Consider the following 21647-nt stretch of genomic DNA (forward strand, 5'->3'; position numbering starts at 1 on the left):
GCGGTCCCGGCCGCGGCGGCGAGAAGCACCACGCGGCGGTCCCGGCCGCTGCGGCGAGAAGCACCGGCGCGGCAGTCAGGGGGCCAGGCCGGACTTGGCGCCGGCTCCGCACAGGGGGAGGACCGTCGTGCGCCCCTGGAGGGGGTCGCCGGGGGCGCCCGGCCCCACCGCCGCCCAGCAGGCGGCGGCCGTCGGCTCGACGAACAGCCCCCGCCCGGCCAGGTCGCGCTGCGCCTCGCGCACCCGCGCGTCCGGGACGGTCAGGATCGTGCCGCCCGACGTCCGGACCGCCGCCAGGATCTGGCGGGCCCGCGGCGGCGCCGGGATCGCGATGCCCTCGGCGAGCGTCGGCCGCTGCTCCACCGGCTCCGCCTCCTCCGCCCCCGCCGCGAAGGCCGCCGCCAGCGGCGACACCGCCTCCGCCTGCACCCCGACCAGCGCCGGCGCCCGTACGCCCCGCCGGCCCAGCTCCGCCACCGCCAGGGCCGCGCCCAGCAGCAGCGTGCCGTTGCCGACGGGGACGACCAGCACTTCGGGGAGCCGGCCGCCCAGGGCCTCCCAGACCTCGTACACGTACGTCTTCGTGCCGTGCAGGAAGTACGGGTTGAAGACGTGGCTCGCGTAGAAGACCCCCGGTTCGTCCGCCACCGCCCGGGCGGCCTTGGCCGCGGCCTCGCGGCCGCCCGGCACGATCCGTACCGCCGCCCCGTGCGCGCGCATCTGGGCGGTCTTCTTCTCCGAGGTGCCCTCGGGCACGAAAACTTCACACCTCAGCCCGGCCCGCGCGCAGTACGCCGCGACCGAGGTCCCGGCGTTCCCGCTGCTGTCGGCGACCACCCGCTCGGGGCCCAGCCGCCGGGCCAGCTCCGCGAGCATCACCGCGCCCCGGTCCTTGAAGGAGAGCGTCGGCATCAGGTAGTCGAGTTTGGCGTGAATCCGGTCCCCGAGCGGGAGCATCGGGGTGTGCCCCTCGGAGAGGGTGACCGCGAACGCCCCCGGCAGCGGCAGCGCCGGCGCGAACCGCCACAGCGAGTGCGGGCCGGCCGCCGGCTCCAGGGGAATGGCCGGATCGGGCGTGAAGTCGAGGTCCCACGGGCCGCCGCAGACCGGACAGCACCACGGCGCGGTCCGGACATCCGCGCGCGTCCCGTCCTCCGAGCAGACGTAGTCAGGAAGTGCGTGCGTCATGTGCGGAGCACCTTTGCTCGTTCATGGCTGTCGTATGGCACGGATGTTACGCATCCGTGGGGCCCTTGTGGGATGACGCACGGGTGGGTCAACCTTTTCGGGACAGCGGCCCGTTGGGGGCAGGGGATTGTCATGTGCATGATGACACCCGTGCCGACATCCCCGGAATCGATGCTTCCGAACGCCCGCCGCCGCCGGCCCGCACCCCACGCAGCGCACCGCCAATGAGGAGGACCCCTCACATGTCCGTGATGCGTCACACCCGCCGGAAGACCGCCGGCATCGCGACCGCCGTCGTGGCCCTCGCGCTCGGCGCCGCCGCCGCGTTACCCGCCTCCGCCGCCTCCGCGGCCGGCGGGGGCGCGCAGGGCGTCATCGAGAACGCGGGCGTCGCCGGGGCCGTCCCCGGCAGCTACATCGTCACGCTGAAGGACTCCGCCGCCCGCTCCACCGCCGACAGTGGCAGGGCCGTCGCCAAGCGGTACGGCGCGAGGATCGACCGGACCTACAGCGCCGCCCTCAACGGCTACTCCGTGGAGGTCTCCGAGGCGCAGGCGAAGAAGCTCGCGGCCGACCCGGCCGTCGCCTCCGTCGTGCAGAACCGCACCTTCACCGTCGACGCCACCCAGCCCAGCCCGCCGTCCTGGGGCCTGGACCGGATCGACCAGCGCGCCCTCCCCCTCGACCAGAGCTACACCTACCCCGACAAGGCCGGCGAGGGCGTCACCGCGTACATCATCGACACGGGCGTCCGCATCACCCACCAGGACCTGGGCGGCCGCGCCTCCTACGGCTACGACGCCATCGACAACGACAACACCGCCCAGGACGGCCACGGCCACGGCACCCATGTCGCCGGCACCGTCGCGGGCAACAGCTACGGCGTCGCCAAGAAGGCGAAGATCGTCGGCGTCCGCGTCCTCGACAACAACGGATCCGGCACCACCGCCCAGGTGGTCGCGGGCATCGACTGGGTGACCCGCAACGCCGTCAAGCCCGCCGTGGCCAACATGTCGCTCGGCGGCGGCGCCGACTCCGCGCTCGACACCGCCGTGCGCAACTCCATCGCCTCCGGCATCACCTACGGCGTCGCGGCCGGCAACGAGTCCACCGACGCCTCCACCAAGTCCCCGGCGCGCGTGGCCGAGGCCATCACCGTGGGTGCGACCACCAACACCGACGCGAAGGCGAGCTACTCCAACTACGGCTCCATCCTGGACATCTTCGCGCCGGGTTCCTCCATCACCTCCTCGTGGGGCACGGGCGACACCGCGACGAACACCATCTCCGGCACGTCGATGGCCACCCCGCACGTCGTGGGCGCGGCCGCCCTCTACCTCTCCCAGAACCCCTCGGCCACCCCGGCGCAGGTCCGCGACGGCCTGGTCGCGGCGGCCACCCCGAACGTGGTGACGGGCCCCGGCACCGGCTCGCCCAACCGGCTGCTGAACGTGGGCGCCGGCACCACCCCGCCCAGCGGCCCGCGCTTCGAGAACACCGCCGACTACGCCGTCAACGACAACGCGACGGTCGAGTCCCCGATCACCGTCAGCGGGGTCTCCGGCAACGCCCCGGCGACGCTGGGCGTGTCGGTGGACATCAAGCACACCTACATCGGCGACCTGAAGGTCGACCTGGTCGCCCCCGACGGCACCCTCTACAACCTGCACAACCGTACGGGCGGCAGCGCGGACGACATCGTCAAGACGGTCACGGTCAACGCCTCCTCCGAGGTCGCCAACGGGGTCTGGAAGCTGCGCGTGAGCGACAACGCGGCCGCCGACACCGGCAAGATCGACTCCTGGGCGCTGCAGTTCTGACCGTAACCGCGGCCGCTCCGGCCCGGGTTACGGCCGGTCCGCGGCCAAGAGCCCCGCGACCGGCTCGGGTTGGGCCCGCGGGCACCATGCGCTGAAGGCGGGGGCGACCGGATGACCGGTCGCCCCCGCTGCGTACTATTTCGGGCATCCGTTCGCGCGAGGCCGTCCGCGCGCAGCCGTTCCGAGCCCCCGTGATGGAGCACCCCACCCGGTGAGCACCCCGCCCCCGCAACCGCCCCGCCCCGCCGGCCCCGGCCCCTCCTGGCCGCCCCCGCCGCCGCAGCCGGGGTGGGGGCCGCCGCCCGGGCCGCCCGCGCTCAACGGCTTCGCCCTCGCCTCCCTGCTGGTCGGGCTGCTGTGCTTCCCGCCGCTCGGGGTGGTCTTCGGCCTGGTGGCGCTGGCGCAGATCCGGCGCAGGCACGAGCGGGGCAGGGCGCTGGCGGTCTTCGGCCTGGTGGTCTCCCTGGTGACGACGGCGGTCATGCTGTACGGGCTGACGAGCTACACCCGGCCCTTCCTGGAGCGCCTGGGCTCGTCGCGGCCGGCTCCGGAGCAGGTGGAGGGCCAGCTGACCGACACGGGCCGGCTGCGGGCGGGCGACTGCTTCAACGTTCCCGGCGGGGACCTCCTGGACGAGACGCCCTTCACCTACCGCACCGACTGCGCGCGGGTCCACGACGCCGAGGTCACGGCCGCGACGACGCTCGGCCCGGGCCCCTTCCCCGGCGCCTCGAAGCTCAAGGACAGCGCCACGGAGGCGTGCTGGAAGGCGCAGGACGCCTACGCCATGGACACCTGGGCGCTGCCCGAGTACGCGGAGATGTACTACTTCGCCCCCACGCGCGAGGCCTGGCGCGCGGGCGACCGCCGGCTGATCTGCGTGATCGGCACGGCGGGGCAGGACCACAAGGGCAGCCTGCGCAACGACGCGGGGATGCTGACCCCCGAACAGGTCACCCTCCTGACCGCCCTCAACGCGGCGGACGGTGCGCTGGGCAGCGCCCCCGAGCGGGAGCTCGACGAGGCGCTGCCGGAGTACCGGACGTGGGCCGGGAAGGTGGACGCGGCGCTGGGTGCGGAGGAGCTGGTGCTGCGGGACGCGGCCGCCGCGCACCCGGAGGCGGGGGTCCGGCTGAAGGAGCTGGCGGCGGCGCGCGCGCAGTGGCAGCGGGCGGCGCGGGCGGTCAGGCCGGCCGACTTCCGGCCGGCGTGGGACGCGGCGGAGGGCGCGCTGACCACCGGTACGGAGAAGGCGCTGCGGGGCGCGTACGGATTGTCGACGCGGGTTCCGGAGTGGCTGCAGGGCAGTCGGGGGGGCTCGGGGCGGGGTCCTTCGTCCGACGCGGCCTGAGGGCGGCGGAGGGCCTTGGAGGTAACTCGCGGTTACGGGTTTGAGTGACCAGGCTTCATCACATCGGGTGAAACTCTGGCCCGCACTTGCACAGCTCAACAGTCGGTTGCCAGGGTGTAGCTGTCTGTCAACCTGATGGGAGTGGCCCGTGACTTTCGGTGAGCAGCCGGCCTACCTTCGTGTCGCCGGGGATCTGCGGCGGAAGATCGTCGAAGGCTCCCTGCCCCCGCACACCCGGCTCCCTTCCCAGGCCCGGATCCGCGAGGAGTACGGGGTGTCCGACACGGTCGCGCTGGAGGCGCGCAAGGTCCTCATGGCGGAGGGACTGGTCGAGGGGCGTTCCGGGTCGGGCACCTACGTGCGCGAGCAGCCCGTACCGCGCCGGGTGGCGCGCTCCGGCTACCGCACGGGCGGGGCGTCGACCCCGTTCCGGCAGGAGCAGGCCGACTCCGGGGCGAACGGCACGTGGGAGTCCAGCAGCGAGCAGACCGCGGCGCCGGCCGACATCGCGACGCGGCTGGGCATCGAACCGGGGGACCGGGTGATGCGCACCCGGTACGTCTTCCGTGACGCGGGCGAGGCCATGATGCTGTCCACCTCGTGGGAGCCGCTGTCCGTGACGGGACGGACCCCGGTGATGCTGCCGGAGGAGGGCCCGCTGGGGGGCTCAGGGGTGGTCGACCGGATGGCGGCGATCGACGTGGTCGTGGACAACGTGGTCGAGGAGGTCGGCGCGCGGCCGGGGCTGGCCGAGGAGAACATGACGCTCGGCGGCGTGCCGGGACACGTGGTGCTGGTGGTGACGCGGACGTACTACGCGTCGGGACGGGCCGTGGAGACGGCCGATGTGGTCGTCCCGGCCGACCGCTACCGGCTCTCCTATCACCTGCCCGTGCGCTGACCACGCCTTTTCCGGCGCCGCCGGGGCTCGTTGCGCGAGCCCCGGCGGCGCTTTGGCACGCCTGGCCGGATGCGTACGCCCCCAGGTACCTCTTCGTGAAAAACCGTATCCGCTCAGTGAAGGTCGGGCGTAAGCTCGGGCATATGCGCAATGCGGTTTCCTGGGCAGGAACATCGGCGGAGGGTGGAGCGCGATGAACGACAGCGGTGCCCTGCTTCCATGGCTGGTCATACGTCAGGACGACAACGGCAACCGCTACCGGGTGGGCCGGTACGCCACCCGGGCCGAGGCCCAGAAGGTCGTCGACGGCTTCGAGGACCGGGGGCACAGGCAGCTCTACTGGGTCGAGCGGATCGGGCAGGCGGACAGCAGCCCGGCCGCCACGAGGAATTGAAGGCCCGCTCAGGGCCTGGCATAGGCTCCGTCCATGACTGTACGCGTGGTCGTGGGCGGAGCCCTTTGTCGTGACGGGCGCCTGCTGGCCGCCCGCCGCAGCGCACCCCCGGAGCTCGCCGGCCGCTGGGAGCTCCCCGGCGGGAAGGCCGAGCCGGGCGAGACCGTGCCCGAGGCGCTGGTGCGCGAGCTGCGCGAGGAGCTCGGCGTCGAGACCGAGGCGCTGGAGCGGATCCCGGGCGAGTGGCCGCTGAAGCCCGGACTCGTCCTGCACGTGTGGACCGCCCGGCTGCTGTCCGGCGAGCCGGCCCCGCTGGAGGACCACGACGAGCTGCGCTGGCTCGCCCCGCACGAGCTGGACTCCGTCGACTGGCTCGACCAGGACCGGCCCTTCGTCGCCGAAGCGGGCCGCAGGCTCGCCGGCCAGGGAGCGGCCGGGGCGCACCGGGGCGCGTGAGGATCCCGTTCTAGGCCGTCTGCGCCACAGTGCGCCGGTGGGTGGGGATCGGGTGGTACGGCGCCCCGAATATCGGGTATGTCGCTATTAGTCCCTATCTCGTCCCCCATTCGTCCCCGACGAACCTGACTGGGGTCGCTGGTGGCCCGGGAAGTGATCGGCGTGATCGACACAGACGGTGAATGTGCCGAGTGGGCCTTCCCCGCCGAGCCCGGTGCCGTCCGCACCGCCCGCCACGCCGTGCGCGGCGCGCTGCGCTCCTGGGGCCTGGACGCCGTCGGCGATGTGACCGTCCTGCTGGTCAGTGAGCTGGTCACCAACTCCCTGCGCTACGCCTCGGGTCCCATCGGAGTCCGCCTGGAGCGGCGCAATCCCGCCGCCCCGGGCCTCACGGGCGGCCCGGCCCTCCTCGTGGAAGTCTCCGATCCGCTTCCGGATCCGCCCCGCGAACGGGTCGCCGACGCCGACGACGAGGGCGGCCGCGGACTCCACCTCGTCGCCGTCTCCGCGCGCCGCTGGGGCACCCGGCACGGGAAGTCGGGGAAAACCGTGTGGTTCGAGTTGGCTCTTCCTGGTGAGTAACAAGGAGAAGGGCGGCAGGGGTCTCCGGGAGCGCGTCAGGGATGACCGCCAGACGTGGCCGGAAAACAACGGGACCCTTTTGTGATCGTGAACGCCGTGCCGTACGGGGCCGTGGTGCTGAATACTTCGGTCATGGCCGGTCCGGTTGCGGTGAGCTGGAGGGGACGGTCGCGTGAGCGAGATACCTGCGCAGGCACATCAGACCCGAGTGCCCGGGGAGTCGTGGCACGACTCCATGTGGCACAGCAGTCCGCCTGGCTCGATATATGACTACATAAAGGTCGCGTCGTTCTCGATCGGCCCGGACGGGCTGGTCGACCAGTGGAGCCTGCGCGCCGAGGAACTGTTCGGACTTCCCGCAGCCCAGACCGTGGGCCGCGATCCGGTCGAGGCCTTCATGCCCCCCGAACTGCGCGACGGCGGGCACCGCAAGGTCGCGGAGATCCTCGACGGCAAGGAATGGACCGGCCTGGTCCCCTTCCGCATCCCCGGCGGCACCGGCGCGCACGGCGTGGCCGAGATCTACGTGATGCCCACCCAGACCGAGACCGGCGAGCGGGCCGCGCTCTGCGTCGTGGTCGACGTACGCGCACTGCGCCGCATCGAATCCGACCTCGCCGCATCGCAGGCCATATTCGGCCAATCTCCCTTCGGGTTCCTGCTCTTCGGCACCGACCTCACCGTGCAGCGCGCCAACCGCCGCTTCGCCACCGTGTTCGGCGGAGCCGCCGAGGAACACCGCGGCCGCACCGTGCACGACTACCTGCCCCCGCACGAGGCCGACCGCATGACCGTTGCGCTGCGCCGCGTCCTGGAGACCGGCGAATCCGTCACCGACCTGCGGATCACCGGAGCCACCCCCGGCAGCCGCGAAAACCGCCACTGGTCCATCAACCTCTACCGCGTCCACGACGGCACCGGCCGCCCCATCGGCGTCGCCGGCCTCGGCACCGACGTCACCCGGCGCCACCTCGCCGCCCGCGAAGCCGCCGGCGTCCGCCGCAACCTCGCCCTCCTCAACGAGGCCGGGCACCGCATCGGCAACTCCCTCGACCTGGAGACCACCGCCCGCGAACTCCTCGACGTCACCGTCCCCGGCTTCTGCGACGTCGCCGCCGTCGACCTCTACGAAGGCCTCCTGACCGGCGACGACGACCGCCCCGCCCGCCCGCAGGGCCCCGGCGTGCCCTCCCTGCCCGGGCAGGGCGCCCGCCGCGCCCCCTCCGCCCCGCTCCGGCGCGTCGCCTTCGCCTCCGCCGTGTCCGACGCCCCGCTCTCGGGGCCCGGCGCCCCCGCCGCCGTGGGGGAGACCCACCGCTACCCGGCCGCCTCCCCCGGCGCCGTCGCCCTGCGCACCGCACGGACCCGGCTCATCGACGGAGGCGGATCCGACGACCGCGTCCAGTCCACCCTCATCGTGCCGATGGTCGCCCACGACACCGTCGTCGGCCTCGCCCAGTTCTCCCGCACCAAGGGCAGCGAACCCTTCGGCGAACGGGACCGGGCCGTCGCCGTCGAACTCGCCGCCCGCGCCGCCGTCTGCATCGACAACGCCCGCCTCTACCGGCGCGAACACGAACGCGCCCTGATCCTCCAGCGCAGCCTCCTGCCCCCCGGCGACCCCGAAGCGGCCGGCCTGGACATCGCCTGCCGCTACCTGCCCGGCAACGCCGCCACCGAGGTCGGCGGCGACTGGTTCGACGTCATCGAACTGCCCGGGCACCGCACCGCCCTGGTCGTCGGCGACGTCATGGGCCGCGGGCTGCGCGCCGCCGTCGCCATGGGCGAACTGCGGACCGCCGTACGCACCCTCGCCCTGCTCGACCTCGAACCCGCCGAGGTCCTCACCGCCCTCGACGAGGTAGCCCGCGGCCTCGGCGCACCCGGCGGCGCCCAGCAGGCCTCCCGCTCCGCCCTGCACTCCCGCGACGCCGACCGCTCCGAGGTCTACCTCGCCACCTGCGTCTACGCCGTCTACGACCCGGTGACCCGGCGCTGCACCATCGCCAACGCCGGCCACATGCCGCCCGTCCTGGTCGAACCCGCCGAGGACGGCGCCGCCCCCCGCCCCGGCCTGCTGCTGGAGATCCCCACCGGCATGCCGCTCGGCGTCGGCGGCGAACCCTTCGAGGAGGTCGAGGTGGAACTCCCCGAGGGCGCCCTGCTCGCCCTCTACACCGACGGGCTCGTCGAATCCCGCGACCACCCCCTGGAGGAGGGGCTGCGCGGACTGCGCGGAGCCGTCGCGGACCCGGGCCGCCCGCTGGAGGAGGTCTGCGACCACGTCCTGAACACCCTGCACACCCGCCACGGCGAGGACGACATCGCCCTGCTGATGGCCCGCGTCCAGGGACTGCCCGTGGAAGCCGTCGGCGACTGGCAGCTCCCCCGCGAGGCCCGCTCGGTCGGCCGCGCCCGCGAACTGGCCCGCACCAAACTGCCCGCCTGGGGCCTGGAGGGACTCCTCGACACCACGGAACTGCTGGTCAGCGAGCTCGTCACCAACGCCCTGCGGTACGGGGAGGGCGAGATCCGGCTCCGGCTGTTGCTCGACCGGACCCTGGTGTGCGAGGTCTGGGACGCCAACCTGGCCCAGCCCCGCCGCCGCCGCGCCCGGGACACCGACGAGGGCGGCCGCGGCCTGCAACTGGTCGGCCTGCTCTCGGCGGGCTGGGGCACCCGGCGCACCCACCGGGGCAAGACGGTCTGGTTCGAGCTCCCGCTCCCCATGCCGGGCGCCGCCCCGGAGGAGACGGGCGCCGAACTCTCGGCGGAGCAGCTGCTGAGCATGTACGGGTGAGGGGGGCCGCTGCGTCTGTGCCGAGGGCGGCCGCCGCGGCTACGCCGCCCGGGCTTTGAGGGCGGCCAGGCGGGCCTCGATCTCCGAGGCCCTGCCCAACTCCTCCAGCGACTCGAACTGAGCGTCCAGCGAGGACGCCGCCAGCTCCTGCCGGCCCAGGGCCATGGCCTCCTCGCGCCGCACCTTCTCCTCGAAGCGGTGCAGGTCGCTCGTCGGATCCAGCACGTCGACGTCCTTCACGGCGTCCAGCATCGCGTTCTGCGCCTGCGCCGTCCGCGCCCGCGCCACCAGCTCGTCCCGCTTGGCCTGGAGCTGCGTCAGCTTGTCCTTCATCGAGTCCAGCCCCGCCCTGAGCTTGTCGACGACCTCCGTCTGGGCGGCGATCACCGGCGCGGACACCCCCGCCTCCCTCTCCGACTGCATCTGCCGCCCCAGGGCCACCTTCGCCAGGTTGTCGAACCGGTCCGCCTCCGCCGTCGCCCCCGACGCCCGCAGCCCGTCCGCCTTCCGGCTCGCCGCGAGCGCCTTCGTGCCCCACTCGGCGGCCGCGTCCACGTCCTCCTTGTGGTCGGCCTCCAGCATCCGCAGGTTGCCGATGGTGGTGGCCACCGCCTGCTCGGCCTCCGAGATGTTGTTCGCGTAGTCGCGGATCAGCTGGTCGAGCATCTTCTGCGGATCCTCCGCCTGGTCCAGCAGGGCGTTGATGTTGGCCTTCGCGAGCTGGGTGACACGGCCGAGGATGGTCTGCTTGCTCACGGGGGGTCCCTCCAGGGGGTCGCTGGTCACGGGGTGGGTGGTGCGCCGTTCAGAAGCGGCCGCCGCCGCCCATGCGGCCCCGGGTGCCCTGGCCGCCGAAGGAGCCCGGGCCGCTGCCGCCACCGCCGCCGCCGCTCCCGAAGCCTCCGCCACCGAAGCCGCCGCCTCTGCCTCCGCCGAAGCCGCCCCGGCCGCCGCCGCGCAGGAGTTCGCCGAGGATGATCCCGCCGAGGACCGCCCCGCCCCGGCCGCCGCCCGCCCGCTGCCCGGCGTACGGGTTCCGGTACTCCCGTACGTCCTGCTCCGCCAGCTGCTGCGCCTCCCGCGCCAGGGAGTCCGCCCGCTGAGCCTCCGCCAGCGCGCCCGCCGGGTCCCCGTCCGCCAGGGACACCGACCGCTCCAAGTGCCGCTGCGCCTCCGCCAGCCGGGTGCGGGCCTCGCTGCCCACGGCGCCCCGGCTCGTGGTGACGTAGTCCGTCGCCGCGCCGATCGCACTGCGGGCCGACCACTGGGCCTGGTCCAGCAGGGCCGCCGCCCGCCGCCGCCCCGACTCCTGCTCCCGCGCACCCGCCAGGGCCTCGTCCAGCGCCGCGTCGGCCTCCTCGACCCGGCGCAGCGCGTCGATCGGGTCGTACCGGCCGGCCGCCTGCTCCCGCCGCACGTCGGCCAGTACGGACTCCGCCCGGCCGATCCGGCCCCGCAGGTCCGCCGTGGAGGAGCCCGCCGTCGTGCCGGTCAGCAGGCCGCGCGCGTCGGCGAGGTCGGTCTCCGTCTCGGTGAGGGCACCCGGCAGCTTCCCCGCCGCCTCCGCCAGCTCCTGGGCACGCCGCTCCACCGCGTCCACCAGCGTCGCCGCCTGGTCCACCGCCCCCTCGGCGGCCCGCACGTGCACCGCCGCCCGGCCGCTGTCCCCGCCGTCCAGCGCCGCCCGTGCCTCGCCGAGACTGGTCGTCGCGAACAGCAGCCGGTCCTTGGCCTGTTCGGCGTGGGAGGCCACCGGCGCCGACGCGGAGTCCGCGTACCGGCCGGCCAGGGCCGTCAGGGTCGCCGTGGCCGTCGTCGTCCGTCCGGTCAGCTCCCGGAAACGGGCCTCCACCGCGGCCAGGGCCTGCGGGGCGTTCTTCTCCAGGTCCCGCAGCCGGTCGAAGGCCGCCGACTCGGCGTCCAGCCGCCGGTTCGCCTCCGCGCAGCGGGCCAGGATCTCCTCCAGCATCCGGCGGCGGGTGGCGTCGTCCTCGGGGTAGGCGTCGTCCAGCTGCTGGCGCAGCCGGAAGGCCTGCGTCAGCTCGCCCTTGGCGTAGGCGACCGCCCCGATGAAGGAGGTGACCGCCTCCTCGCCGAACTGGGCGGTGGCGAAGCCGAGTTCCTCCGTGCTCGTGCGGATCGCGTCGTCGGTCTCCACCAGCAGCGTCCTGGCCCGCGCGTCCACCTCCGCGAGCGGGGCCGGCTCGGCCCGCCGCCCGTCCCACCCGGGGTGCGCGGTCGCCGTCCCACGGCCGCCGCCCCCGCCGCGCCTGCGGCGGCGGCTCACCGCGTACGCCCCGAGCGCCCCGGCCGCGCCGACGGCGACCACCGGGAGCACGTAGTCCCCGACCCCGCTCTCCCCCTTCGCCGCGCCACCGCCCGGGTTCGCCGGGCCGGGGGTGATGGCCGGCACGGGGACGCGCTTGCCGCCGAGCACCGCCGCGTAGCCGTTGGCCGCGCCGATGGCGGCGCCCGCCCAGTCGTTCTGCCGCAGGGCCGGCTCGATGGCGGTACGGGCGACGTCGGCGAGCTGCGCCTCGGTGAAACCGGAGTCGACGTCCGCCGAATAGGCGTACTGGCGGGAGCCGGTGGCCACCGCGAGCAGGAGGTCGTCCTGCCCGAAGCCGTTCTTCTGGGCGGTGGCGTCGGCCCAGCTCTGGGGGGAGCGGTCGGAGAAGTCGTGCACGTAGGTGACGAACAGCTGGATCCGCCGGTCGGAGTACAGCCGCTCCAGCGCGGCGACGACGGCGGGCCGACGGTTCCCGAGGGCGCCCACCCGGTCGGTGATCTGCCCCTGCTCCAGGGTGACGGGATCCTCGGCCCATGCCCCGGGCGCCGCCACACCCCACCATCCGGCGAGCGCCAACAACACGACGACGAGACGGAGGGCGTGACGCGGCGCGGGGCGCTGTCGCGACGTCCGGGCTCTCGGCGGGTACACATTTGGCAGGGTATGGGCGGTCATGGGGGGCCGCACCCGGAGGGGCCCGGCGGGCCCCGGCCCGGGCCCGGCCGCCTGCATCCGGGAGGCGGGTGGGCAGCTGCCGCCCCGGGCCGGTCCCTCGAGGGGGAGATGGCGGGCCCGCGCCGAGGGGCGCGCGAAGCGAACTAGCCGGGGTCGGAAGGCGTGCGGCGGCGGATGCGGCTGCCCAGCCAGACCAGGGGGTCGTACTTGCGGTCCACGGCCCGCTCCTTCAGCGGGATCAGGGCGTTGTCGGTGATCTTGATGCCCTCCGGGCAGACCTCCGTGCAGCACTTGGTGATGTTGCAGTAGCCCAGCCCGTGCTCCTCCTGGGCCGTGCGCTTGCGGTCCAGGCCCGCCTCCTCGGCCGCGTCCAGGGGGTGCATGTCCAGTTCGGCGACCCGCATCAGGAAGCGGGGACCGGCGAAGGCGGTCTTGTTCTCCTCGTGGTCGCGCACCACGTGGCAGGTGTCCTGGCACAGGAAGCACTCGATGCACTTGCGGAACTCCTGCGAGCGTTCCACGTCCACCTGCTGCATCCGGTACTCGCCCGGCGCCAGCCCGGCCGGCGGTACGAACGCGGGGACCGACCGTGCCTTCTCGTAGTTGAAGGACACGTCCGTCACCAGGTCCCGCACCACCGGGAAGGCCCGCAGCGGGGTGATCGTGACCGTCTCGGCCCGGTCGAAGACCGACATGCGGGTCATGCACATCAGCCGCGGCCGCCCGTTGATCTCCGCGCTGCACGACCCGCACTTGCCCGCCTTGCAGTTCCAGCGCACCGCCAGGTCCGGGGCCTGGGTGGCCTGGAGCCGGTGGACGATGTCCAGGACCACCTCGCCGTCGTGCACCTCGACGGTGAAGTCCCGCAGGTCCCCGCCCTCCGCGTCGCCCCGCCAGACCCGGAAGCGGGCGTCGTAGGTGGTCATCCGTAGAGCTCCTCTTCGGCCAGGTACTTGGCCAGCTCGTCCTTCTCGAACAGCGCCAGCAGGTCGGGGCGGATGGGCTCGGTCCGTACGCGTTCCAGGGCGATCCGGTCGGCGGCGGGGTCGGCGGGGGCCGGATCGACCGGCCGGCACAGCAGGTTCACCGGCCGCCACTCCCGCTCCATCGCCGGGCGGTCCTCGCGGGTGTGCCCGCCCCGGCTCTCGGTACGCTCCAGGGCCGCCCGGGCCACGCACTCGCTGACCAGCAGCATGTTCCGCAGGTCCAGCGCGAGGTGCCAGCCCGGGTTGAACTGCCGGTGCCCCTCGACCCCGGCGCGGGCGGCCCTGGCGCGCAGGCCGGCGAGCCGCTGCAGGGCCTCGGCCATCTCGGCCTCGCGGCGGATGATGCCGACAAGGTCGTTCATGGTCGTCTGGAGCTCCTGGTGGAGCGTGTACGGGTTCTCCGCGCCCTCGTCGGCGTGGAAGGGGGCCAGTGCCTCGGCGGCGGCCGCGTCGATCTGCTCCTGCGAGACCGCCGGGCGCTCCCCGCCGGCCGCCGCGTGCCCGGCCGCGTGGAGCCCGGCCCGCCGGCCGAAGACCAGCAGGTCGGAGAGGGAGTTGCCGCCGAGCCGGTTCGAGCCGTGCATCCCGCCCGCGACCTCCCCGGCCGCGAACAGCCCCGGCACCCCGACGGTGGCGGCGGTGTCGGAGTCCACCGCGATCCCGCCCATCACGTAGTGGCAGGTCGGCCCGACCTCCATCGGTTCGGCGGTGATGTCCACGTCCGCCAGCTCCTTGAACTGGTGGTACATCGACGGCAGCCGCCGTTTGATCTTCTCGGCCGGCATCCGGGTGGACACGTCCAGGAACACCCCGCCGTGCGGGGAGCCGCGCCCGGCCTTCACCTCGGCGTTGATGGCCCGGGCGACCTCGTCGCGGGGCAGCAGCTCGGGCGGGCGCCGGTTGTTGTCCGGGTCCTCGTACCAGCGGTCTCCCTCCTCCTCCGTCTCGGCGTACTTCTCCTTGAAGACGTCCGGGACGTAGTCGAACATGAACCGCTTGCCCTCGCTGTTGCGCAGCACCCCGCCGTCGCCGCGCACCGATTCCGTGACGAGGATGCCCTTCACGGACGGGGGCCAGACCATGCCCGTGGGGTGGAACTGCACGAACTCCATGTTGAGCAGCGGCGCCCCCGCGAGCAGGGCCAGCGCGTGGCCGTCGCCGGTGTACTCCCAGGAGTTGGAGGTGGTCTTGAAGGACTTGCCGATCCCGCCCGTGGCCAGCACCACCGCCGGGGCCTCCAGGACGAAGAAGCGGCCGGTCTCGCGTTCGTAGCAGAAGGTGCCCGCGACCCGGTCCCCGTCCTTGAGCACCCGTGTGACCGTGCACTCCTGGAAGACCTTGAGCCGGGCCTCGTGGTCCCCGTGCTCCCGGAAGTCCTCCTGCTGGAGCTGGACGATCTTCTGCTGGAGGGTGCGGATCAGTTCCAGGCCGGTGCGGTCGCCGACGTGTGCCAGGCGCGGGTACTCGTGGCCGCCGAAGTTGCGCTGGGAGATCCTTCCGTCGGGGGTCCGGTCGAAGAGCGCGCCCCAGGTCTCCAGTTCCCACACCCGGTCCGGGGCCTCCTTGGCGTGCAGCTCGGCCATCCGCCACTGGTTGAGGAACTTCCCGCCGCGCATGGTGTCGCGGAAGTGGACCTGCCAGTTGTCATGCGCGTTGGCGTTGCCCATGGACGCGGCGATCCCGCCCTCCGCCATGACGGTGTGCGCCTTGCCGAAGAGGGACTTGCAGATCACCGCGGTGCGGGCGCCCCGCTCCCGGGCCTCGATCGCGGCCCGCAGCCCGGCACCGCCCGCACCGACCACGACCACGTCCCACTGCTGCCGGTCGACTTCGGTCATGTCAGAAGATCCTCGGGTCGGTGAAGGTGCCGGTGGCCAGCAGGTACACGTAGAAGTCGCACAGGGCCACGCTGATCAGGGAGGCCCAGGCGAGCTGCATGTGGCGGGTGTTGAGCCGGCCGGCCCAGCTCCACAGGCGGTAGCGCACGGGGTGCGCGGAGAAGTGCTTGAGGCGGCCGCCCATGATGTGCCGGCACGAGTGGCAGGAGAGGGTGTAGGCCCAGATGAGCGTGATGTTGACCAGGAACAGCAGGGTTCCGAGGCCCATGTGCCCCCACGCGTAGTGCCCGTCGCGGAAGGTCAGCACGGTGTCGTACGTCAGGATCCCCGCGACCGGGACCGCCGCGTAGAAGAAGTAGCGGTGCGCGTTCTGCAGGACCAGCGGGAAGCGGGTCTCGCCCGTGTACCCGGTGTGCGGCTCCGCGACCGCGCAGGCGGGCGGTGAGGCCCAGAAGCCGCGGTAGTAGGCCTTGCGGTAGTAGTAGCAGGTCAGCCGGAAGCCGAGGGGGAAGACCAGGATCAGCAGGGCGGGGGACAGGCCCCACCAGCTGCCGAACAGGTCGAGGTTGGGGCCGCCGCGCATCGTCTCGCAGTTCTCCGCCAGGCAGGGGGAGTAGAACGGGGAGACGTAGGGGGCCGCGTAGTAGTGGGCGTTCGCGAACGCCCGCCAGGTCGAGTAGACGACGAAGGCGAGCAGCCCGGCCGCGGTGCCGGCGGGGGCCAGCCACCACCGGTCGGTCCGCAGGTGCCGGGCCGTGATCGCGGCCCGGGAGGGGGAGTGGACCCCGCCGGGCCGTTGCTGGGCTGGTTCCGTGCCTGTGGCCAAGGAGAACTCCGGTTGGAGTGTGATGAGGGGTGGCCCAGGAGGCCCGGCCGCTCGCGCGGCCGGGCCAGATGGGAGTGGATGCCGAAGGTGGCCGGTGCCGGGTCTCAGGGGGCGCGGCGGTCGCGGACGCCGAGGCCTTCGTCGTCGGTGTCCGTCCACTTGGACTGGTCGTAGGGGGTGTCCGGGACGGTGACCATCCCGGCCGGGCCGGAGGGCTTGGGGGCGGCGGCCGGCGACTGCCGGGCGACGTCCTGCTCCAGCCGTTCCACCGATCGGACCAGCTCGTTCAGGTTGCGTCGTACAGCGGTCAGATCGTCTTGCAGGGACATGACGTGACCTCACTTCCGCGGGGGTGCGGTGGCAACGCTCACGGGCGCCTGCGAGTGTCGCGCCTCCCGTCCCCGGTTGTGAAGGGACGTGCAGCGATTCCGGGCGCGCAGGCGCAAACCGTGCGCCCCTCCCTGCCCCCATTTTCATCCCTCGAACGAGGGAACGCTCGCTCGGGCCGCAACCGGGATTGGTCCGCACGGGTGGGGTTCGCGGCGTGGCGAGGGTCCGCTCCGGAGGACCCGGCGGGCTGTCGATTTCAGTGGATTCCGGCACCAGTGTGATCAGCTCCATATACCGCCGAACGTGATCAAGACCCCTCTTTCACGGCTCCACGCCCCGCCCCGGAGGTACCACCCATGACCCAGAGAACGCGCAGGTCCTTGGCGCTCCTCACCTCGGGAGTCCTTGCACTGCCGCTCCTCGCGGGCTGCGGGGCGGGCGACGACGACGGCGGGCCGGCCGCCGCCGGACCGGACATCGCGCTGACGGCCCGCGAGCAGGTCGCCGACGGCGGGGTCCTGCGCTGGGCGGTGGACTCCCTGCCGGAGACCCTCAACAGCTTCCAGGCCGACGCGGACGCCACCACCAGCCGGATCGCGGGGGCGGTGCTGCCCCAGCTGTTCACGCTGGACGCCAAGGGGCGGCCGGTGGCCAATCCCGACTACCTGGAGAAGGCCGAGGTCGTCCAGCGCGAGCCCAAGCAGGTCGTGCTGTACCGGCTGAACCAGAAGGCGGTGTGGAGCGACGGGCGGGAGATCGGCGCCCCCGACTTCGTGGCGCAGTGGCGGGCCCTGAGCGGCAAGGACTCGGCGTACTGGACGGCCCGCAACGCCGGCTACGAGCGGATCGAGAAGATCGAGCGCGGCAAGTCCGACCTGGAGGTCAAGGTCACCTTCGTCCGCCCGTACGCGGACTGGCGCTCCCTGTTCAGCCCGCTGTACCCGAAGCAGGTCATGGGCACCCCGGAGGCCTTCAACGAGGGGGCCCGGGGCGCCCTCAAGGTCACGGCCGGCCCCTTCAGCCTGGGGGCCCTCGACAAGAAGACCGGCACCGCGGCCCTGACCCGCAACCCCCGCTGGTGGGGCCGGCCCGCCAAGCTGGACACCCTGGTCCTGACGGCGGTCCCCCGGGCCGGCCGCCCGGCGGCGCTGGCCGAGGGGAAGCTGGACCTGGCGGAGATCGACCGCGCGGGCGCCGACCGCATCGCCCTCGCCCACCGCGACGGCGGCCGGACCGACGGGAGCCACGGCCCGGGCGCCTCCCTCACCCCGGCGCAGGCCACCCTCTCCTGGGCGCTGGCGCACGGCGCGGACGAGGCCAAGGCCAGGGAGGAGCAGGAGAGGCGGCAGAAGAACGCCGAGGCGGTGAAGAAGTACGCGGACGAGCAGTCGGCGCTGCGCGGCTTCGAGGTCCGCAAGTCGCTGGAGCCCTCCTACACCCAGCTGGCCATGAACGGGGCGTCCGGCCCGCTGTCCGACGAGCGGGTGCGCCGGGCGATCGCCCGGGCGCTGGACCGCAAGGAGCTCGCGGAGATCGTCCTCAAGCCGCTCGGCCTGCCGGCGAAGCCGGTCGGCAGCCACCTGGCCCTGGCCGGGCAGCCGGCGTACGCGGACAACAGCGACGCCCTGGGCGGGCGGGACACGCACGCGGCCCAGGCCCTCCTCGCGGACGCGGGCTGGCGCAAGGGCGGCAAGCTCACCGAGCCGGACGGGGCGAAGGCGGGCCCGGAGGGCGAGGGGGCGACGGACGACTCCAAGACCCGGGCGGTCGCCAAGCCCGGGCCGGGCGACGGCACGGGCGACGACGGCCTCTACATCGTGGGCCAGGACGACGGCCGCAACGGCGCCGTGCGCCGGGACCGGCCGGACCGCCGGGCCCGGGCGGGCCGCCCGGGCACCCCGAGTGCCGGCCCGCACGTCTTCCAGGAGGGCCGGGTCGACTTCGGTGAGCAGCTCGTCGACGAGGGGATCGCCTTCGCCCCGGGCGGCCTGCGCGCGGGACTCTCGCCGGTGCTGGCCCCGTCCTCCCTGGCCGCCCAGCAGGAGGACGCCCTGCTGACGCAGGCGGGAGCCATCGAGGACGGCAAGCGCGCGGCGGCCGCGGCCGCGGCCGCGAAGGCGAAGGCGGAGGCGGAGGCCGACGGCGAGGACGCGAAGGAGCCGGCCAAGGAGCCCGCCAGGGCCACTCCCGCCCCGGCTCCGGCCAAGCAGACCACCCCCCGCACGTCGGGCGCCATGCTCGCCAAGGACGGAAAGCAGCTCAACCTGCGCTTCGTCATGCCGGCCGGCCCCGGCTCGGAGGCACTGCGCGCGGTCGGCGAGCGGATCTCCCAGACGCTGCGGAAGATCGGCATCAACACCCAGGTGACCAAGGTGCCCGACGAGAGCTTCTTCAAGGACCACATCGCCTCGGGCCAGTACGACCTGGCCCTGTACTCCTGGCCCGCCACGGCCTTCCCGGCCACCGACGCCCGGCCGATCTTCGCCAAGCCCGAGCCGGCGGCCGACGGCTCGCTGCTCGTCGAGCAGAACTACACCCGGGTCGGCACCGACCACATCGACCAGCTCTTCGACCAGGCGGCCGGCGAGCTGGACGAGGGGAAGGCCCGTGACCTGATGCGCAAGGCGGACGCCCGGATCTGGGCCGAGGCCGGCTCGATCCCCCTGTACCAGCGCCCGGAGCTGGTCGCGGCCAAGCCGGGGCTGGCGAACGCCGGCGCCTTCGGTCTCGGGGCGCCGCGCTTCCAGGACATCGGCTGGAAGAAGCCGCAGGCCGCGAAGGAGGCGAAGCAGAAGTAGCCGGTGGCCGGAAGACGCCCGGCGAAGAAGTGGTGAAAAAACGGGGCCTGTCGGGTTGACCCGCGGGTAGCAAGCTCAGAAGTGACTCAAGTTCCTTGCCCGCCGGATGCCCGGCGGGCAAGGTCGTGCGTACCCGTTGACCCGCAGGAACACACGTCCCCACCCAGTAGCGCAGACGGCCGGGAGCCCCCACCCACACCCCGGCCGTCCTCAGTCGTCCGGCCCCTTGACAGACCCCCGGCAGGCGGTTCCCGCCGATCGACGTACGATGGGGTAAGGCCGTGGCAGGTTTCCGCCCGGTCGAGGCGCGCGTGCCAGGCCGTACGCGACGCCATCCACGATCCCGGGAGAAGCGCCGAAGTGCCCACGCGCCACGACATCCGTAACGTCGCCATCGTCGCCCACGTCGACCATGGCAAGACGACCATCGTCGATGCCATGCTCAAGCAGGCCGGTGCCTTCGCCGCCCACCAGCAGCTCGACGACCGCATGATGGACTCGAACGACCTGGAGCGTGAGAAGGGCATCACGATCCTCGCCAAGAACACGGCGGTGAAGTACCACCCCAAGGACGGCGGGGCGCCCATCACGATCAACATCATCGACACCCCCGGCCACGCCGACTTCGGTGGTGAGGTCGAGCGCGGTCTGTCGATGGTGGACGCCGTCGTCCTGCTGGTCGACGCCTCCGAGGGTCCGCTGCCCCAGACCCGCTTCGTGCTCCGCAAGGCCCTCCAGGCCCGGATGCCCGTCATCCTCTGCATCAACAAGACGGACCGCCCGGACTCCCGGATCGACGAGGTCGTCAACGAGACCTACGACCTGTTCCTGGACCTGGACGCGGACGAGGACCAGATCGAGTTCCCGATCGTCTACGCCTGCGGCCGTGACGGCGTCGCCTCGCTGACCAAGCCGGAGGACGGCACCGTCCCCGCGGACAGCGACAACCTGGAGCCGTTCTTCTCCACCATCCTGGAGCACGTCCCGGCCCCGACGTACGAGGAGGACGCGCCGCTCCAGGCCCACGTCACCAACCTCGACGCCGACAACTTCCTCGGCCGCATCGCGCTGCTCCGCGTCGAGCAGGGCGAGCTGCGCAAGGGCCAGACCGTCGCGTGGATCAAGCGTGACGGCACGGTCTCCAACGTCCGCATCACCGAGCTGATGATGACCGAGGCGCTCACCCGCAAGCCGGCCGAGGTGGCCGGCCCCGGTGACATCTGCGCCGTCGCCGGTATCCCCGACATCATGATCGGCGAGACCCTGGCCGACCCGGAGAACCCGATCGCGCTGCCGCTGATCACGGTGGACGAGCCGGCCATCTCCATGGTCATCGGCACCAACACCTCCCCGCTGGTCGGCCGCGGCGGCACCGGCAAGGGCGCGGACGCGAAGGCCGCGGTCAAGGACCGCAAGGTCACCGCCCGCCAGGTCAAGGACCGTCTGGACCGCGAGCTGATCGGTAACGTCTCGCTGCGCGTCCTGGACACCGAGCGCCCGGACGCCTGGGAGGTCCAGGGCCGCGGTGAGCTCGCGCTGGCCATCCTGGTCGAGCAGATGCGCCGCGAGGGCTTCGAGCTGACCATCGGCAAGCCGCAGGTCGTCACCAAGGAGATCGACGGCAAGACCTACGAGCCCGTCGAGCGCATGACGATCGACGTGCCCGAGGAGCACATGGGTGCCGTCACCCAGCTCATGGGCGTCCGCAAGGGCCGCATGGACAACATGTCGAACCACGGCTCCGGCTGGGTGCGCATGGAGTTCGTCGTCCCGTCCCGCGGCCTCATCGGCTTCCGTACGGAGTTCCTGACCCAGACCCGCGGCACCGGCATCGGCCACTCGATCCACGAGGGTCACGAGCCGTGGTTCGGCAACCTGCAGACCCGCAATAACGGTTCGCTGGTCGCCGACCGCGCCGGCGCGGTCACCGCGTTCGCGATGACCAACCTGCAGGAGCGCGGCGTCCTGTTCACCGACCCCGGCACCGAGGTGTACGAGGGCATGATCGTCGGCGAGAACTCGCGCGCCGACGACATGGACGTGAACATCACCAAGGAGAAGAAGCTCACGAACATGCGCTCCTCCTCGGCCGACTCCTTCGAGGCGATCGTCCCGCCGCGCAAGCTCTCCCTGGAGCAGTCCCTGGAGTTCTGCCGCGACGACGAGTGCGTCGAGGTGACCCCGGAGGCCGTGCGCATCCGCAAGGTCGTCCTGGACCAGAAGGAGCGCTCGCGCACCGCTTCGCGGGCCAAGTCGGCCAAGTAGGACGCGAGTAGGCTTCTGGCCGAAACGCATAACTTCGGCGACGGCCCTTCCCTGCACCGGACCGGTGCGGGGAGGGGCCGTCGCCGTTTGTCAAACGGATTGTGTCGCTCGTGTGTCCGCATACCGACCGTGACACTCCGGAAGATG

The 21647-nt window shown here is 73.0% G+C and carries 16 protein-coding genes; 9 read left to right on the top strand and 7 right to left on the bottom strand.

Annotated features, from left to right (window positions below; genetic code table 11):
• Positions 1–75: 75 nt before the first annotated feature.
• The gene (locus BX286_RS23875) at positions 76–1188 is read right to left on the bottom strand and encodes a pyridoxal-phosphate dependent enzyme (RefSeq protein WP_079429598.1); all 1113 of its coding nucleotides are present in this window, start codon (positions 1186–1188) and stop codon (positions 76–78) included.
• A 242-nt stretch (positions 1189–1430) separates the two neighbouring features.
• On the opposite strand from BX286_RS23875, the gene BX286_RS23880 reads away from it, so the two are divergent.
• The 7 genes from BX286_RS23880 (at position 1431) to BX286_RS23910 (ending at position 9492) form a co-directional block, all read left to right on the top strand.
• The gene (locus BX286_RS23880; RefSeq protein ID WP_100862939.1) at positions 1431–3008 is read left to right on the top strand and encodes a S8 family peptidase; all 1578 of its coding nucleotides are present in this window, start codon (positions 1431–1433) and stop codon (positions 3006–3008) included.
• A gap of 211 nt (positions 3009–3219) precedes the next feature.
• Positions 3220–4359: a DUF4190 domain-containing protein gene (locus BX286_RS23885; RefSeq protein WP_079429600.1), complete on the top strand. Its 1140-nt coding sequence runs from the start codon at positions 3220–3222 to the stop codon at positions 4357–4359.
• A 148-nt stretch (positions 4360–4507) separates the two neighbouring features.
• Positions 4508–5260 (top strand): GntR family transcriptional regulator, encoded by a 753-nt coding sequence (locus BX286_RS23890; protein WP_079429601.1) that lies wholly within the window; start codon positions 4508–4510, stop codon positions 5258–5260.
• Positions 5261–5453: 193 nt separating this feature from the next.
• On the top strand, positions 5454–5654 hold the full coding sequence (locus BX286_RS23895) for a hypothetical protein (RefSeq protein ID WP_079429602.1): 201 nt from the start codon (positions 5454–5456) through the stop codon (positions 5652–5654).
• Positions 5655–5687: 33 nt separating this feature from the next.
• Positions 5688–6110 carry a (deoxy)nucleoside triphosphate pyrophosphohydrolase gene (locus BX286_RS23900; protein ID WP_079429603.1) on the top strand — a complete coding sequence of 141 codons (423 nt, stop codon included), beginning with the start codon at positions 5688–5690 and terminating at the stop codon, positions 6108–6110.
• A gap of 153 nt (positions 6111–6263) precedes the next feature.
• Entirely contained in the window at positions 6264–6692 is a 429-nt protein-coding gene (locus BX286_RS23905; protein WP_079429604.1) for an ATP-binding protein, read from the top strand.
• Between the two features lie 235 nt (positions 6693–6927).
• Positions 6928–9492, top strand: coding sequence for a SpoIIE family protein phosphatase (locus BX286_RS23910; RefSeq protein WP_121016275.1), 2565 nt, complete (start codon positions 6928–6930; stop codon positions 9490–9492).
• A gap of 39 nt (positions 9493–9531) precedes the next feature.
• Here BX286_RS23910 and BX286_RS23915 read toward each other — a convergent pair whose 3' ends face one another.
• The 6 genes from BX286_RS23915 to BX286_RS23940 all read right to left on the bottom strand — a co-directional run bounded on the left by BX286_RS23915 (position 9532) and on the right by BX286_RS23940 (position 16436).
• Positions 9532–10248 (bottom strand): PspA/IM30 family protein, encoded by a 717-nt coding sequence (locus tag BX286_RS23915; RefSeq protein WP_121017722.1) that lies wholly within the window; start codon positions 10246–10248, stop codon positions 9532–9534.
• Between the two features lie 49 nt (positions 10249–10297).
• A complete protein-coding gene (locus tag BX286_RS23920) occupies positions 10298–12457 on the bottom strand; it encodes a TPM domain-containing protein (RefSeq protein ID WP_121016276.1) in 2160 nt (719 codons plus the stop codon).
• A gap of 143 nt (positions 12458–12600) precedes the next feature.
• Complete coding sequence (locus BX286_RS23925; protein ID WP_079429607.1) at positions 12601–13383, bottom strand: succinate dehydrogenase/fumarate reductase iron-sulfur subunit; 783 nt, start codon at positions 13381–13383, stop codon at positions 12601–12603.
• Positions 13380–15281, bottom strand: coding sequence for a fumarate reductase/succinate dehydrogenase flavoprotein subunit (locus tag BX286_RS23930; RefSeq protein ID WP_079429608.1), 1902 nt, complete (start codon positions 15279–15281; stop codon positions 13380–13382). Before BX286_RS23930 ends, BX286_RS23925 begins: the two co-directional genes overlap by 4 nt.
• A 1-nt stretch (position 15282) precedes the next feature.
• Positions 15283–16107 carry a hypothetical protein gene (locus BX286_RS23935; protein WP_079429609.1) on the bottom strand — a complete coding sequence of 275 codons (825 nt, stop codon included), beginning with the start codon at positions 16105–16107 and terminating at the stop codon, positions 15283–15285.
• Positions 16108–16211: 104 nt separating this feature from the next.
• Complete coding sequence (locus tag BX286_RS23940; protein ID WP_079429610.1) at positions 16212–16436, bottom strand: hypothetical protein; 225 nt, start codon at positions 16434–16436, stop codon at positions 16212–16214.
• A 357-nt stretch (positions 16437–16793) separates the two neighbouring features.
• On the opposite strand from BX286_RS23940, the gene BX286_RS23945 reads away from it, so the two are divergent.
• Positions 16794–19235, top strand: a complete 2442-nt coding sequence (locus BX286_RS23945; protein ID WP_121016278.1) for an ABC transporter family substrate-binding protein — start codon at positions 16794–16796, stop codon at positions 19233–19235.
• A gap of 360 nt (positions 19236–19595) precedes the next feature.
• Positions 19596–21500, top strand: coding sequence for a translational GTPase TypA (gene typA, locus BX286_RS23950; RefSeq protein ID WP_079429612.1), 1905 nt, complete (start codon positions 19596–19598; stop codon positions 21498–21500).
• Positions 21501–21647 lie beyond the last annotated feature (147 nt).

The sequence above is a fragment of the Streptomyces sp. 3211.6 genome (genome assembly GCF_003634815.1).
GTDB classification, from domain to species: domain Bacteria; phylum Actinomycetota; class Actinomycetes; order Streptomycetales; family Streptomycetaceae; genus Streptomyces; species Streptomyces katrae_A.

Coding starts and splice junctions, on each gene's coding strand:
- BX286_RS23875 (WP_079429598.1), bottom strand. CDS start 1,188: ATGACGCACGCACTTCCTGACTACGTCTGCTCGGAGGACGGGACGCGC.
- BX286_RS23880 (WP_100862939.1), top strand. CDS start 1,431: ATGTCCGTGATGCGTCACACCCGCCGGAAGACCGCCGGCATCGCGACC.
- BX286_RS23895 (WP_079429602.1), top strand. CDS start 5,454: ATGAACGACAGCGGTGCCCTGCTTCCATGGCTGGTCATACGTCAGGAC.
- BX286_RS23900 (WP_079429603.1), top strand. CDS start 5,688: ATGACTGTACGCGTGGTCGTGGGCGGAGCCCTTTGTCGTGACGGGCGC.
- BX286_RS23910 (WP_121016275.1), top strand. CDS start 6,928: ATGTGGCACAGCAGTCCGCCTGGCTCGATATATGACTACATAAAGGTC.
- BX286_RS23920 (WP_121016276.1), bottom strand. CDS start 12,457: ATGACCGCCCATACCCTGCCAAATGTGTACCCGCCGAGAGCCCGGACG.
- BX286_RS23925 (WP_079429607.1), bottom strand. CDS start 13,383: ATGACCACCTACGACGCCCGCTTCCGGGTCTGGCGGGGCGACGCGGAG.
- BX286_RS23930 (WP_079429608.1), bottom strand. CDS start 15,281: ATGACCGAAGTCGACCGGCAGCAGTGGGACGTGGTCGTGGTCGGTGCG.
- BX286_RS23940 (WP_079429610.1), bottom strand. CDS start 16,436: ATGTCCCTGCAAGACGATCTGACCGCTGTACGACGCAACCTGAACGAG.
- BX286_RS23945 (WP_121016278.1), top strand. CDS start 16,794: ATGACCCAGAGAACGCGCAGGTCCTTGGCGCTCCTCACCTCGGGAGTC.